Origin of the sequence: Xenorhabdus bharatensis (genome assembly GCF_037996705.1) — a bacterium.
GTDB classification, from domain to species: domain Bacteria; phylum Pseudomonadota; class Gammaproteobacteria; order Enterobacterales; family Enterobacteriaceae; genus Xenorhabdus; species Xenorhabdus bharatensis.
The window spans coordinates 23,272-37,176 of record NZ_JBBMXG010000015.1 but is presented as its reverse complement, the minus strand read 5'-3'; the positions used below and the strand labels follow the sequence as shown (position 1 = coordinate 37,176).

The 13,905-nt window shown below is 42.4% G+C and carries 14 protein-coding genes and 1 other annotated feature; of the genes, 5 read left to right on the top strand and 9 right to left on the bottom strand.

The window, feature by feature from the left end:
* The 5 genes from hisB to hisL all read right to left on the bottom strand — a co-directional run bounded on the left by hisB (position 1) and on the right by hisL (position 4,661).
* The gene (gene hisB, locus AAC855_RS14625) at positions 1–1,068 is read right to left on the bottom strand and encodes a bifunctional histidinol-phosphatase/imidazoleglycerol-phosphate dehydratase HisB (RefSeq protein ID WP_340610545.1); all 1,068 of its coding nucleotides are present in this window, start codon (positions 1,066–1,068) and stop codon (positions 1–3) included.
* Positions 1,065–2,171 carry a histidinol-phosphate transaminase gene (hisC, locus tag AAC855_RS14620; protein ID WP_340610543.1) on the bottom strand — a complete coding sequence of 369 codons (1,107 nt, stop codon included), beginning with the start codon at positions 2,169–2,171 and terminating at the stop codon, positions 1,065–1,067. The genes hisB and hisC overlap by 4 nt, the downstream gene beginning before the upstream one ends.
* A gap of 3 nt (positions 2,172–2,174) precedes the next feature.
* Positions 2,175–3,542 carry a histidinol dehydrogenase gene (gene hisD / locus AAC855_RS14615; RefSeq protein ID WP_340610541.1) on the bottom strand — a complete coding sequence of 456 codons (1,368 nt, stop codon included), beginning with the start codon at positions 3,540–3,542 and terminating at the stop codon, positions 2,175–2,177.
* Positions 3,543–3,547: 5 nt separating this feature from the next.
* A complete protein-coding gene (hisG, locus tag AAC855_RS14610; protein ID WP_340610539.1) occupies positions 3,548–4,447 on the bottom strand; it encodes an ATP phosphoribosyltransferase in 900 nt (299 codons plus the stop codon).
* A gap of 72 nt (positions 4,448–4,519) precedes the next feature.
* Positions 4,520–4,641 (bottom strand) — a sequence feature (His leader region).
* A complete protein-coding gene (gene hisL / locus AAC855_RS14605) occupies positions 4,617–4,661 on the bottom strand; it encodes a his operon leader peptide (RefSeq protein WP_155271310.1) in 45 nt (14 codons plus the stop codon). Its footprint overlaps the feature before it by 25 nt.
* Before the next feature lie 317 nt (positions 4,662–4,978).
* On the opposite strand from hisL, the gene AAC855_RS14600 reads away from it, so the two are divergent.
* Entirely contained in the window at positions 4,979–5,830 is an 852-nt protein-coding gene (locus tag AAC855_RS14600) for an SDR family oxidoreductase (RefSeq protein ID WP_340610538.1), read from the top strand.
* On the opposite strand, the gene AAC855_RS14595 is transcribed toward AAC855_RS14600, so the two are convergent.
* Positions 5,831–6,451, bottom strand: coding sequence for a glutathione S-transferase family protein (locus tag AAC855_RS14595; protein WP_340610666.1), 621 nt, complete (start codon positions 6,449–6,451; stop codon positions 5,831–5,833). It abuts the gene before it with no gap.
* Positions 6,452–6,626: 175 nt separating this feature from the next.
* On the opposite strand from AAC855_RS14595, the gene AAC855_RS14590 reads away from it, so the two are divergent.
* On the top strand, positions 6,627–7,835 hold the full coding sequence (locus AAC855_RS14590) for a serine hydrolase (RefSeq protein ID WP_340610537.1): 1,209 nt from the start codon (positions 6,627–6,629) through the stop codon (positions 7,833–7,835).
* Between the two features lie 245 nt (positions 7,836–8,080).
* Here AAC855_RS14590 and AAC855_RS14585 read toward each other — a convergent pair whose 3' ends face one another.
* The 3 genes from AAC855_RS14585 to AAC855_RS14575 all read right to left on the bottom strand — a co-directional run bounded on the left by AAC855_RS14585 (position 8,081) and on the right by AAC855_RS14575 (position 11,621).
* A complete protein-coding gene (locus AAC855_RS14585) occupies positions 8,081–9,388 on the bottom strand; it encodes an HAAAP family serine/threonine permease (RefSeq protein WP_340610535.1) in 1,308 nt (435 codons plus the stop codon).
* 884 nt (positions 9,389–10,272) lie between these two features.
* Positions 10,273–10,881, bottom strand: coding sequence for an undecaprenyl-diphosphate phosphatase (gene ybjG, locus AAC855_RS14580; protein WP_340610534.1), 609 nt, complete (start codon positions 10,879–10,881; stop codon positions 10,273–10,275).
* A 476-nt stretch (positions 10,882–11,357) separates the two neighbouring features.
* Entirely contained in the window at positions 11,358–11,621 is a 264-nt protein-coding gene (locus AAC855_RS14575) for a GrxA family glutaredoxin (RefSeq protein ID WP_086953673.1), read from the bottom strand.
* Between the two features lie 201 nt (positions 11,622–11,822).
* Here AAC855_RS14575 and AAC855_RS14570 point away from each other — a divergent pair, with 201 nt between their 5' ends.
* From AAC855_RS14570 to rlmC, 3 genes are all read left to right on the top strand, one after another.
* Positions 11,823–12,134 (top strand): YbjC family protein, encoded by a 312-nt coding sequence (locus AAC855_RS14570; protein WP_340610533.1) that lies wholly within the window; start codon positions 11,823–11,825, stop codon positions 12,132–12,134.
* 82 nt (positions 12,135–12,216) lie between these two features.
* A complete protein-coding gene (locus AAC855_RS14565; RefSeq protein ID WP_099110672.1) occupies positions 12,217–12,732 on the top strand; it encodes a type III secretion system chaperone family protein in 516 nt (171 codons plus the stop codon).
* A 24-nt stretch (positions 12,733–12,756) separates the two neighbouring features.
* Positions 12,757–13,890: a 23S rRNA (uracil(747)-C(5))-methyltransferase RlmC gene (gene rlmC, locus AAC855_RS14560; RefSeq protein WP_340610532.1), complete on the top strand. Its 1,134-nt coding sequence runs from the start codon at positions 12,757–12,759 to the stop codon at positions 13,888–13,890.
* Positions 13,891–13,905: the final 15 nt, after the last annotated feature.

The window sequence follows — 13,905 nt, the reverse complement described above, 5'->3', positions numbered from 1 at the left end:
TTATAAAACACCTTTAGAGCTGGGTAGGGTATCGCCTTCGACGCGGATAGCCTGCCGCAGTGTGCGACCAAAAACTTTGAACAGACTTTCGGCACGATGGTGATCGTTTTTACCTTTAGTTTTCAGGTGTAAAGTACATCCCATGGTATAAGAGAGTGATCGGAAAAAATGTTCGATCATTTCTGTGCTCAAATCCCCGACACGCTGATGTTTGAATTCAGCTTTATATTCAAGGTGTGGTCTGCCGGAAATATCCAGCGCACATCGGGCAAGACATTCATCCATTGGAAGAGTAAAACCGAAACGGGCAATACCGAGTTTGTCACCCAACGCCTGTTTCAGGGCTTCTCCCAGAGCGAGGCCTGTATCTTCAACTGTGTGGTGATCATCAATATAAAGATCACCATCAACTTGAATATTCATACGAAAACCACCATGAGTGGCAATTTGATCCAGCATATGGTCAAAGAAGCCTACCCCTGTATTAATGCGGCTTTTTCCTTCACGATCCAGCCAGACTTCAATATTGATGGCTGTTTCTTTGGTGGTGCGGTTTACATTGGAATAACGATCCTGACGGGTTAACTGCTCACAAATTGCTGACCAACCGAATGATTCAGGTTGATAGAGAAGACCCTGAATTCCCATATTCCGGGCTAATTGCTGGTCAGTTTCCCGATCACCGATGACGTAACTATTTTTTGTATCTAACGTGCCATCAGCCAGATATTTTTCTACTAATCCGAGTTTTGGCTTACGGCAGTTACAGTTATCTTCGGGTTTGTGAGGGCAGATTAATATTTCTTCAAACTGAATTCCCTGTGAAGAAAATACCTGCATCATCAGTCTGTGAGGTGGTTCAAAATCAACCATAGGAAAACTGTCTGTGCCTAATCCATCCTGATTAGTGACCATGACCAGTTTATAACCGGACTTCTGTAAGGCTAACAGAGCAGGGATCACCCCGGATTCAAATGCCAGCTTATCAAGGCGATCAACCTGATAATCCGTTGGTGGCTCAGTGATTAACGTGCCATCGCGATCAATGAAAAGTATTTTCTGGCTCATGGATTCTCTGTTTCCTGTACTTGTTGATTTTGCTTGCAAAGAGCGTCAATGGCGGTGATCAACTGCTCACATTCACTGCGACTGCCAACAGTAATGCGCAGGCAATTTTCCAGTTCCGGCTGCTTTTGTTGGTCACGAAGGATAATGCCCTGATCCCATAATGCTCTGAATACAAATTCAGCATTGGTGAATCTCACCAGAATATAGTTGGTTTCACTGGGAAAAACTTTCTCCACTAATATCAGCTTATCAAGTGCGTCCTGTAGATAAGCGCGATTGGCAATAATTTCTTCTACCCGCTCCTGCATTACCCGTATGCCCGATGCTGTTAAAGCCTGTGCTGCGATATCTGCAACAGGTGTGGCAAGGGGATAAGGGGCGATCACTTTCAACATTAGCGCGATAATATCGGCAGAAGCCAGCGTAAATCCACAACGTAGCCCTGCTAAAGCAAAAGCTTTCGAGAGGGTTCGCAAAATGACAAGATGTGGATACGCTTTTAGCCAGTGAGTGGTAGTATTTTGTAGGCTGAATTCGATATAGGCTTCATCAATGGCAACGATGGCACGATTGCGGGCCAGTTCGAGGATCTGGCGTAACGCAGAGGGAGAAATCAGGTTACCGGTTGGGTTATTCGGGCTACAGATATAGATTAATTTGACGCGATCCAGATTATTTTTGATGGCCGTTATATTTGGCTGCCAGTCTGCGCCTGCGAGGATCTTCTTCTGTGCGACACCAAAAGTTTCAGCGCTGACACTGTACATACCATAGGTTGGTGGGCAAAACATAACAGCATCTTTGCCCGGCTCACAAAAAATACGGATCAGCAGCTCGATAGCTTCATCTGCTCCTCGGCTGACAAGTACTTGTTCTGGTTGCAGGCCGGCATAATCAGCGTAGCGCTGAATAACTGTTGCAGGCTGGCATTCAGGGTAACGATTGAGTGTTTTTTCAGAGAACTGAAAATCAGGTGCGGCGTGATATTCATTGGCGTTTAACCAAATATCACCCTTGCCACCCAAACGACGGGCTGACATATAAGGGACTAATTTACGGATATTTTCTCTTGCCAGTGAAGTGACATCAAAAACAGTGCTCATTAATTACTCCTTAGCCTGAGAGCTTGTGTCTGCGTTATTGTTTGTATTATCAGAATGATTCAAGGCAGCGATGCGTAATGTAACTGCATTTTTGTGTGCAGTGAGTTGCTCCGCCTGTGCCAGTGTTTCGATGGTTGGTGCCAGTTTTTTCAAACCCTGTGGCGTCAGCTTCTGCACGGTCATTCTTTTTAAAAAGTCTGCCAGCCCAAGGCTTGAGTGGGTAGAGGTATAGCCGTAAGTGGGTAAAACGTGATTGGTACCGGAGGCATAATCTCCCGCAGATTCCGGTGACCAATCACCGAGAAAAATGGAACCGGCACTGGTGATTTTATCTACAAGCTGTTCTGGTTGCCGTGTCTGGATAATCAAATGTTCAGGGCCATATTGGTTGCTGATTGCCACACATTGGGCGATATCATCAGCGACAATAATCCGGCTGGATTGTAAGGCTTGTATTGCAATTTGTTGGCGTGGCAGGGTTGGGAGCTGTTTTTCAATTTCACGGATAACTTCTCCGGCATAGCTTTCGTCAGGTGTAACCAGTATGACCTGCGAATCTGGCCCATGCTCGGCTTGTGAAAGTAGATCTGCTGCTGTGAATATGGGATTGGCACCGCTATCAGCGATTACAAGGACTTCAGAAGGGCCTGCGGGCATATCAATGGCAGCTCCGTCAATACGTTGACTGACCTGTTTTTTAGCTTCAGTGACCCATGCGTTACCCGGGCCAAAAATTTTATCCACTTTAGGAACCGATTCTGTGCCAAATGCCATGGCGGCAATAGCCTGAGCACCACCAATCTGGAAGATATCACTAATACCGCATAGTTGCGCAGCATAGAGAATTTCATTTGCAATAGGTGGTGGAGAGCACAGCGTTACTTTACGACACCCGGCAATGCTGGCAGGGATCCCCAGCATCAGTACAGTAGAAGGCAGTGGTGCTGAGCCGCCGGGGATATACAGTCCCACGGAATCAATTGGGCGTGTGATTTGTTGGCAACACACGCCGGGCATAGTTTCTACTTCAATTGCCACAGGTTTTTGAGCTTCATGAAACAGACGAATGTTATCCATTGCCAGCTGGATAGCCTGCCGGATGTCGGTTGTCAGATGTTTACCTGCTGCGTTAATCTCCTCTTCTGGGACTCGGACAGCATCAATTATTGTGTTGTCAAAACGCTGGCTGTATTCCCGTAACACGTTATCACCGTGCTCTTTAACTGATTCCAGAATCTGTTTTACCGTAGAGGTAATATCTTCAGATGCGGTGACAGCAGGGCGGGTCAGCAACATTTTTTGCTGTTCTGGTGTGTATGCTTGCCAACGGATAACGGTGCTGAAATCGACAATACTGACATTGGTGCTCATCGGGTTTACTCCATCATTTTTTCGATTGGTAAAACCAGAATAGAACTGGCTCCCAATGTCTTGAGTTTTTCCATGGTTTCCCAGAAGAGTGTCTCACTGCTTACCATGTGCATGGCTACACGATTCTGCGCTCCGGCCAGCGGCAAAATGGTAGGGCGTTCTGCGCCCGGCAACAGATCGATGATTTCTTCCAGTTTGTCACTGGGTGCATGTAGCATGATGTATTTGGATTCACGAGCCTGAATTACACCTTGAATACGGGTCATTAGTTTATTGATAAGCTGTTGTTTAGCTTCCGGCATTTCGCCATCACGTTGGATCAGACAGGCTTTTGAGCGATAGATAACTTCTACTTCCCGTAACCCGTTTGCTTCCAGTGTCGCACCGGTTGAAACCAGATCACAGATGGCATCAGCTAACCCAGCTCGTGGAGCAACTTCAACTGAGCCATTAAGCAGACAAGGTTTGAATTGAATTCCTTTTTTATCCAGATAGCGTTTTAGTAAGTGTGGATAAGACGTTGCGATGCGTGAATTTTGTAAGCATTCCACTCCTGTATAGTTGTAATCAAGAGGGGCAGCGAGAGAAAGACGGCAAGCGCCAAAATCAAGACGGCGTAATGTACTATAACGGGGATTATCCCCCTGTGCCCGGCGGCTCAGTAACTCTTCTTCCAGTACGTTTTCACCAATAATACCTAAATCAACAATGCCATCCATCACGAGGCCCGGAATATCATCATCACGGACACGAAGGATATCGATGGGCATATTTTCCGCGAAAGCGATCAATCTCTGCTGTTGCAAATTGATTTTGATACCACAGCGTGCCAGTAATTCTCTCGAATCATCACTCAGACGCCCTGATTTTTGCATCGCTATCCGTAAGCGTGTTTTATCTAACATGTTATGTCTACCCTATATAAATCAGAATATTTTCTGTAACGCGAAATTTATTAGTCTCGGGATTTATCAGGTATAAAAAAACCCCCGGAAAATCTTCCGAGGGTTTCTATCGTACTCATGCCACCGGAAGACTTACTAAATGTCTTCCAGCACACAACAGCCTGAAAGACTAATCAGGATGATGGTGATGATGGCTAAATTGAATACGATTCATAATATGTGTGCTCTCTGTTTGATATGGTTTTTGTGTTATTTGTTATTCAGGGCTATTTTGTGACTTCAGGGTAACTTTGTGCTTAACTTTGTATGCTGGCATAACTTGCCAGAATAAATAATGAACTGTCTGCCGTTTAACCTATCTGATCCTGTGTATGAAAAGCAATCTTTTTTTTTAAAAAATTTCTTTTTGCTATTAACTTTTTGTTTTATAAGAAATTACATTTTTCCCCATCAACGTAGAGTTGATTAATGTTTTTTATAGGAATACATATTACCTAATAATCAATAGCGTATAAGCTGGAGAGAATTATAGTGAAAAAGGTTTCAATTATCGGGCTGGGATGGCTGGGATTGCCATTGGCACAAGCTCTGCAAGGGAGTGGTTTACAGGTCATCGGCAGTAAAACAACACCAGACGGGGTTGAAGCAGCATGTATGTGTGGTATTGATTGCCATTTATTGAACCTGACTCCTGAAATAGTCTGTGCAGCCGATGAGCTTGAACAACTGATGTCAGTGGATGTATTGGTTCTGATGTTGCCACCCAGTGCTATCGCAGGAGGTGGTGTAGAGTATGTCAGAGCAATACAGTTAATTGTAGACACAGCACTTTCGCATTCTGTTCCTCATATTATTTTTACCAGCTCAACTTCCGTTTATGGTTCGTCTGTTGGTTATCTTGATGAAGATGCGCCATTGGCGCCTGAAACTCAGTCAGCCAGAGCATTGGTTGAGCTGGAGAACTGGCTGCATCAGTTACCCAACACTTCTGTTGATATCTTACGTTTGGCTGGGCTGGTCGGTACGGGGCGCCACGCAGGGCGTTTTCTGGCAGGACGGAAGGCAATTTCAGGAGGAGAGAATGCTGTTAATCTGGTTCATCAGGATGATGTTATCTCTGCCATTAAGTTGCTTATTCAGCACTCTGAAGGAGGAAACGTTTACAACTTGTGTGCACCTGTACACCCTAAAAGGTCAGAATTTTACTCGCAGGCCTGTCGCCAGCTTAATCTGACTCCGCCAGAATTTTTACAACCGGAAGAGGATAAGGAACCGGAAAGTGACACTGAAAAATGTAAAACAGTGGATGGAAGCCGTATTTGCCGGGAACTGGGATTCGAGTATCAATATCCAGATCCCGGAAGCATGCCGATGAGCCTGTAATTAATTTATTTCAATCATAACGATTTTTTGGAATGCTGGCCTTTCAGTCATTAATTGATACCAGCGTTCTAAGTTTGGCAATGATGGACGTTCAGTCATCACATTGATCCACGGGTAGATAAACGGAGCCAAGGCTATATCAGCCATGCCAAACTTATCACCAGAAAGATATGTTTGTTGGCTTAATGCCTCATCGGCAATTTTCAGCAGTCTTTCTATTTCAGCTAAAGCCTGTGCGATGACTTTTTGATCGCGCTGTGCCTCTGGTGTCCTGACAAGGCTTATCATGAGTTGTTTAATGGGGGAGAAGAGATTGCACCCGGTCCAGTCCATCCACTTTTCGATATTATATTTTTCTTTAATATCATTTGGATAAAGCGTATTTTTTCCGAATTTTTCGGCAAGATAACGAACGATCACATTTGATTCCCACAGAGTAAAATCACCATCCTGTAAGCATGGAATAACGCCATTGGGATTCATGTGTAAATAATTCGGATCATCAAGTTTGCCAAATTTCCCTCCGATATCAATTTGCTGGTAAGGAACATTTAATTCCTCCAGACACCAAAGCACTTTTTTGACATTTGATGAATTTTTACGGCCCCAGACTGTCAGCATCATTTTCTCCTCAATATCAAGTTGTTTGATAATATGACAATAAATTCATAGAAATAACAGGAGAATCTTTGCGTTATCGGATTGGAGTCTTATCCTATAGCATCTATATTAATAGGAGTTTTATATTTCAGTTGTTAAATAGGATGTGGTTGTCAGAGAGAAAAGGCAGATGATAATGATGAAAAGAAGAGGTCATATTAAGAGAATAAAGTCTTTTACGGTGGGGCTGGGTGTTTTTTGGCTGGCGAGTACCAGCTTATATGCAATGGACGAACCCACAGCACCTGAAGTTGATGCGAAATCTTATGTTTTGATGGATTATGCCAGCGGGAAAATTCTGGCATCAAATAATGCTGATGAACGTTTAGATCCTGCAAGTCTGACAAAAATGATGACTAGCTATGTCATTGGGCAGGCAATGAAGTCAGGTAAGATCTCTCAGGACGATATGGTTACAGTGGGACAGGATGCGTGGGCGACAGGGAATCCTGTGCTCAAAGGCTCATCCCTGATGTTTTTAAAACCGGGTGATAGAGTCAAAGTTATTGATTTGAATCGTGGGATTGTGATCCAGTCTGGCAATGATGCGAGCATTGCGCTCGCTGATTATGTCGCAGGAAGTCAGGAAGCTTTTGTTGATTTGATGAATAAATATTCTCAGTCACTGGGGCTGACGAATACGCATTTTAAAACAGTGCATGGGTTAGATGCTTCAGGGCAGTACAGTACTGCGCGAGATATGGCTGTTTTGGGGCAGGCGATGATCCGTGATGTTCCGGATGAATATGCGCTGAATAAAGAAAAAGAATTTACGTTTAACAAGATCCGCCAACCCAACCGCAACCGTTTGTTGTGGAATCAGAATATGAATGTGGATGGCATAAAAACAGGGCATACCAGTGGTGCGGGATATAACCTTGTCGCATCTGCAACAGAAGGCCCGATGCGCTTAATCTCGGTTGTCTTGGGAGCTTCAAGTGATCGGATGCGCTTTGTGGATAGTGAAAAGCTTCTGTCATGGGGCTTTCGTTTTTATGAAACGACGATTCCATTAAAGGCTGATACTGTTTTTGTCACACAAAAAGTCTGGTACGGAACTCGCTCGGAAGTAGCATTAGGTGTTGAAAAAGATGCCGCGGTGACTCTCCTGCGTGGGCAGGCTGGTAATGTGAAAGCGAGTTTCACCCTGAATCAGCCTGAGCTGGAAGCACCATTGGCAAAAAATCAGGTTGTAGGAACCGTTGATTTTATGTTGGATGGGAAAGTCATTGGGCAACACCCGCTGGTAGTGAAAGAAGCCGTTGAGGAAACGGGATTCTTTGGCCGTATCTGGGATTTTATTGTGAAGACGGTTAGTGGCTGGTTTAACTCAATTTTCAGTTAATAGGTGATTTAAAAATACGAAAATATATACACTTCGTCTTTCAAGTTGCCTCTTTGTTGGCTGCGCTCGTTCACCCCAGTCACATAGTTATCTATGCTCCTGGGGATTTACTCTCTTGCCGTCGCGATGCAAATTGAAATTCATTGTGTATCATACAGGCAGAGCGGTATAAAAATGCCAGTCCTATAAAAGAGACTGGCATTTTTTTCAGGAGGATAACTATAAAAAGTTACCTGATATATCGGTTACATTACAGAGTAAACTGCAGCAGAAATGGCAATTGAACCTGTCACAATAACGAAGATATTGCTTGGTTTGCCTGCGTATTTACGCATAGCAGGTACTTTGTAAATGGCATACATTGGCATGATGAACAGGATCATGGCAATGATTGGGCCACCCAGAGATTCAATGATGTTCAGAATACTTGGGTTAAGAGTAGCGATAATCCATGCGCTGATCAGCATGAAAAGGCTGGTGATTCGATTCAGCGTTTTGTGCTGAATAGATTTGCCTCGTGCGCTCATAGCTTTACTAACGATACCGTTAAAACCTTCGCGAGCACCCAGATAGTGACCAAGGAATGATTTGGTAATAGCGATAAAGGCAATGAATGGAGCAATATACTCAATGAGTGGTGTATTAAAGTGGTTAGCCAGATAAGACAGGATAGTAATGTTCTGCGCTTTTGCTTCTGCCAGATTTTCTGGTGACAGGCTGAGTACGCAGCTGAACACAAAGAACATGACTGTCAGTACCATCATGATATGAGCATAACCCAGAATGCGTGAACATTTCTTTTCCGCGTTTTCGCCGTATTCTTCACGTTTTGCTACAGCAAACGCAGAGATGATTGGAGAATGGTTGAAAGAGAAAACCATAACCGGAATAGCCAGCCACAAGGTGAACAGCAGACCGTGACTGTTTGTGGAAGAAACGGCATTTTCCAGTGACAGAGTGTCAAAAATCGCAGTGTTCCAATGAGGAACCAGATACAGAGCCAGCAGCATTAGTACAGTGACGAATGGGAATACTAGTACGCTCATTGCTTTAACAATGGCTTGCTCACCGAAACGGATAATACTCATAACGCCGAGAATCAAGACCAGTGCCAGCAGTGCGCGAGGAGGTGCATTCATATGCAGCTGGTGGGTAATGAAACTTTCTACCGTATTGGTCAGTGCGACACTGTAAACCAGCAGGATAGGGTAGATAGCAAAGAAGTAGAGGATAGTGATAAAAAAGCCTGCTACTTTCCCGAAATGTTCTTCTACTACACCAGTGATATCTTCACCGCTATTTTTGCCGGACAGGACGAAACGACACATTCCCCGGTGAGCAAAAAATGTCATCGGAAGTGCGAGCAGAGCCATAATGATAAGTGGTATTAATCCGCCAATCCCGGCGTTTATGGGAAGAAACAGAACGCCAGCCCCGATGGCTGTACCATATAATCCCAACATCCATACAGTGTCTGATTTACGCCAGGTAGAGTAATCGCTTTTGCTGCCGGAAGCAGAGGATGCGATTGAACCTGCTTGAGATGTGTCCATAAATATCTCCGAAATAACGCGGTAAAGTAAAATTTAAAAACTACTAAACCCGCGCATTAATAAAATGCACGAGTTGGATTCGTTATATGAATAATAAGTTGTCAGATGTTGAGCTGACGTTTATTTATACATGTTTATTTATATACTAATAATGTCGCTTAAAATACAGCCATTTTAGACTGAGGATTCGAGATCCCGTTTAGCCCTATTTTTGATATTTAAATCAAAATTTTTAACCACAGACATTTGCTAAGGGAAATATAATTATTTTTAGTAAAATGTACCGTGATCGCTCTCGCAATTGCAAGATTTATATCGTAAAGTTAATATGTTACGAATCTTTATAATGATGTTAATTAAATATTAAATAAAATGCGGCGGTAAGAAATTAAGGTAATAAATATCATAATTTAAATTTAAACTTCTTGTTCTGGTTATGTGGATAATATATTTATTAAAATATTAATAAAAATTTTAATTTTGAAATTTGTATTCTAAATCACAAGGGCTAATACTAACCGCTTTAATTGGAATTAAAAATTGCATTTATTTATTCTGATTGTATCGTGCTGAAATAAAAGTAAAATAATTCTGTTTTTGGGGTTGGCTTAAGATCTGGGTTTTATCAATAGGAATTTGGTATTGAGTATTATAACTTAATAAACATCTTAATTTTAAACAGTCATCATATGAAAGGGAATTATCATTGGTTATTTTTTATGTAGAAAGAGTAATGATACTCCATTGTGTGATGTTATATATAACGCAGAGTTTTATGATGATTGAGGGCGCTTCATATGTATATTTGTTGTTTTTCAAGTTGTAGCCAACAAAACTACAACTTGAAATTTATTGGGCATTTTTCCTTCTGAGGGAAAAACAAGCTAATTTTGCACCCAGCCTCTTTTAATCAAAAAGGAACAGAAGAATTGATAAAGGGAAGTCAGCTTGTTTTGTAAAAATGCGCCGTACCGATGCCAGAATATCTGGGAACATGCACACCCCATCAGGCTGACTAAAAAGGCTCCAATCATGTCAATTGGCCAATGAACGCCAACATAAACTCGGGCCCACACGATAGCACATGCAATAACCATCAGACACAATCCTGACCAGATGCGATGCCAGAAAAGAAATGCCAGTGAAAACGTAAACACGGCTGTACCGTGGTTACTGGGAAATGAAACTGTAGGTGCATGAGCGAGAAAGTTATAGCCAACCCCTTCAACAAACGGGCGGGCATGAGGAACAAGTGCTCCAATAATGGTTGATGCCGTTATGGCAAAGGCAAAGGCGATACAGGATTTACTGACAACAATACGTTGATGTGAAATGGCCTCTTTTTTCCCCCAAAGCCAGAAAACTGCCAGTGTTATGGGATATACATACACCAGATATTTTGCAATAAAGATCGAAAACATGATCATGCCTGATGATGAATCTGGTGTTGCATTGATAAGGTTAAACAAATCGTGGTTCAGTTGTTCTAGCAAGATGAGCCTCACACGTGCCTTGGAGTAAAAATACGATAACGTGTTTATCTATTTATCGGTAAAAACAATAATTTTAGCATGTGGATCAGTAAAGCGGTATCGCCTTCATTTGTCATTTTATTTAATGATTGTTGCAGTTGGGTAGGTCAATAATGTATTCATGATATGGGATAAGTTGTTTTTCACTTGCTTAACACCATGTATAAACAAGAATGTATAAACAAAAAACCCGATAGTCTTTAACCAAAGGGGATGACTATCGGGCTCCTCAATATGGGGACATCAAAGAAAAGCAGTGGCACTAATTGAGACTGTACGAAAACCTGAAAGTTCTCGCGATCGTAAAAAAATTACAGAATTTTTTCTATTTAGTGGGCTTTTTGAAGGGTGTGGTCTGGAATTTCTTTTAGAATGAAAGAGATATTTGCTGCTCAAGCTAAGAGGGTTCTTTTACCTGAACAGCAATGGTGCTGCGATTATTTATACAGTTCTAGATTTTCTTTGGCGTAGGCTTCAAAGTCAGTGCAACCGCCAATGTGTGTTTCATCAATGAAAATCTGAGGAACAGTCTCAACAGTTTTGCCCACCGTTTTTGACAAGTCTTCTTTGGTGATACCCTCTGCCAAGATATCTACATAACGGTAATCAAAGTCTTCACGCTCTGTTTTTAATTTTTCAGCCAGTTCTTTTGCGCGGACACAGTATGGGCAACCAGGGCGACCAAAAATGACAGTGTACATATAAACTCCTTAAGTAGTAATGATCATGGACTACATTGATATGTCATCTTGAGTTACTATGCCTGTAAGCGTCGGTAAAAAAAAGCAGGAATTTCCTTTCGCTTTAATTAGTCCTGCCAATACAAGTGGCTCAGGTATGATTATCTGGTGAGATATGCTCAAAATTTATCACCCGTATCAGGTTTGGAAGGTAGTCAACAAATGAAGAAAAGTTCATCAAAAGAGATGCGTTCGTTGGCTGATATGCCAAAGCTGGTTATTCTATTAGAACTATTGGGTATCGGGTTATTAGTGTTAGTCTATTTATCGGTAACAGATAGTCTAATTCTATCACCTTTACTAATGACGACAGAAGCACACGTTGCTATGATCTTATTGGGCATTGGCTGTTTGATTCCCGCAGCTATCCATATTATCTGGCGTGCGATCTATAATCTTTCTTTCTTAGGTATTGATCATAAGAAAGAGGGCAGCAATCATCGGGTTGTCTCTGATGGAGAAAAAACAAAATAGGTTAACGATTTCATGTTGCTATCCTAATAGAGTGTTTTCTGAAGGTAGCAGGTGTCACTTTTAGTCATATGAGGTTGATTCAATGGATTCTATGGTTACCCCAAATTTAGCAACATTACGTAATTGGCTCGATAAGCTCAAAATTTCTTATTTTGAAAATGAAGCAAGCCAGGTATTGCATTTGCCTCATATGCAGAATATTGAGGGGCTGTTTGATGCCAAGATTGATCTGTTGGGGGATGTTGTCTTTTTCTCCGCTCTGGCAGAAGTCCGGCCAACAGCTATCATTCCATTGGTTGCGAATCTGAGCCAGATTAATGCCAGTTCTCTGACTGTGAAGGCATTCCTTGATATTCAGGATGAAAATTTGCCTAAGCTTATTGTTTGCCAGTCATTTCCTATCGCCGCCGGTATGACGTTCCAGCAATTTTCTCATTTTCTGAAACTGGGTGAGGAGCAAATTGCCAATGTGATCTTTGAAGTTCACAGTAACAATTTCCTTTATGTCACGAGTGATATGGAAAGTGAAATGGAAGTAGAAGATGAAGAAGATGAGGCACAGGCTTCGACAGAAACATCAACGTTTACCTTGCACTAATATTTTTTAATGTGGTTTTTTACAATGCAGTGTGCGCAGTATACCGCGGGGCATTGTCACTCCTGCCAGTGGCTTGATAAGTCCTATTTAAATCAGTTATCAGATAAACAAGAACATTTACAACGGCTTTTACGAGATACTCCGAACACGCGCTGGCAGCCTCCTGTTGCCAGCCAGCTCAGTGAGTTTCGTAATAAAGCTAAAATGGTCGTGAGTGGCAGTGTTGAGCGTCCGCTGCTCGGAATGCTGCATAGGGATGGAAGAACAGTTGATCTTTGTGATTGTCCTTTGTATCCGCAACACTTTCAGCCAGTTTTTGAAGTAATAAAAATATTTATTGCGAAAGCGGGGTTAGTCCCATACAACGTTGCACGTAAAAAAGGTGAACTGAAATATATTCTGTTGACCGAAAGCCGGGCTGATAAAGAAATGATGCTGAGGTTTGTGTTACGTTCAGAAACAAAACTGGCGCAGTTACAACGATCCTTACCGTGGTTACAGGAAAAGTTACCACAACTGACGGTAATTTCTGCGAATATCCAACCGACACATATGGCGATCCTTGAAGGTGAAAAAGAAATTATTTTCACTGAAAAGAAAATGTTGCAGGAAAATTTCAATAATATTCCGTTGTATATTCGGCCCCGGAGTTTCTTCCAGACGAATCCGGTTATTGCTTCACAGTTATATATGACAGCAGGGCAGTGGGTCAGGGAGCTGAATATAGGCAGTATGTGGGATCTGTTTTGTGGGGCGGGAGGTTTTGGTCTGCATTGTGCAGATAAAGAAACCAAGCTGACAGGCATTGAGATCAGTGAGGAAGCTATTGCCTGTGCCAGAAATTCAGCCGAGAGCCTCGGGCTCAAACATGTTGAATTTCAGGCACTGGATTCTACTCACTTCGCTCTTGAGAAATCGCAGACTCCAGAATTGGTATTAGTTAACCCGCCTCGAAGGGGGATAGGTAAAGAGCTTTGCCAGTATCTTAACCGAATGGCACCTGAGTATATTCTTTATTCAAGCTGTAATGCGGAAACGATGGCAAAAGATATCACCATGCTCGAACGATACCGAATAGAAAAAGTGCAGTTATTCGATATGTTTCCACACACTGAACATTATGAAACGCTGGCTCTGTTGGTTCTGGATAATGGTTAGCCCGTAATGAAAGAA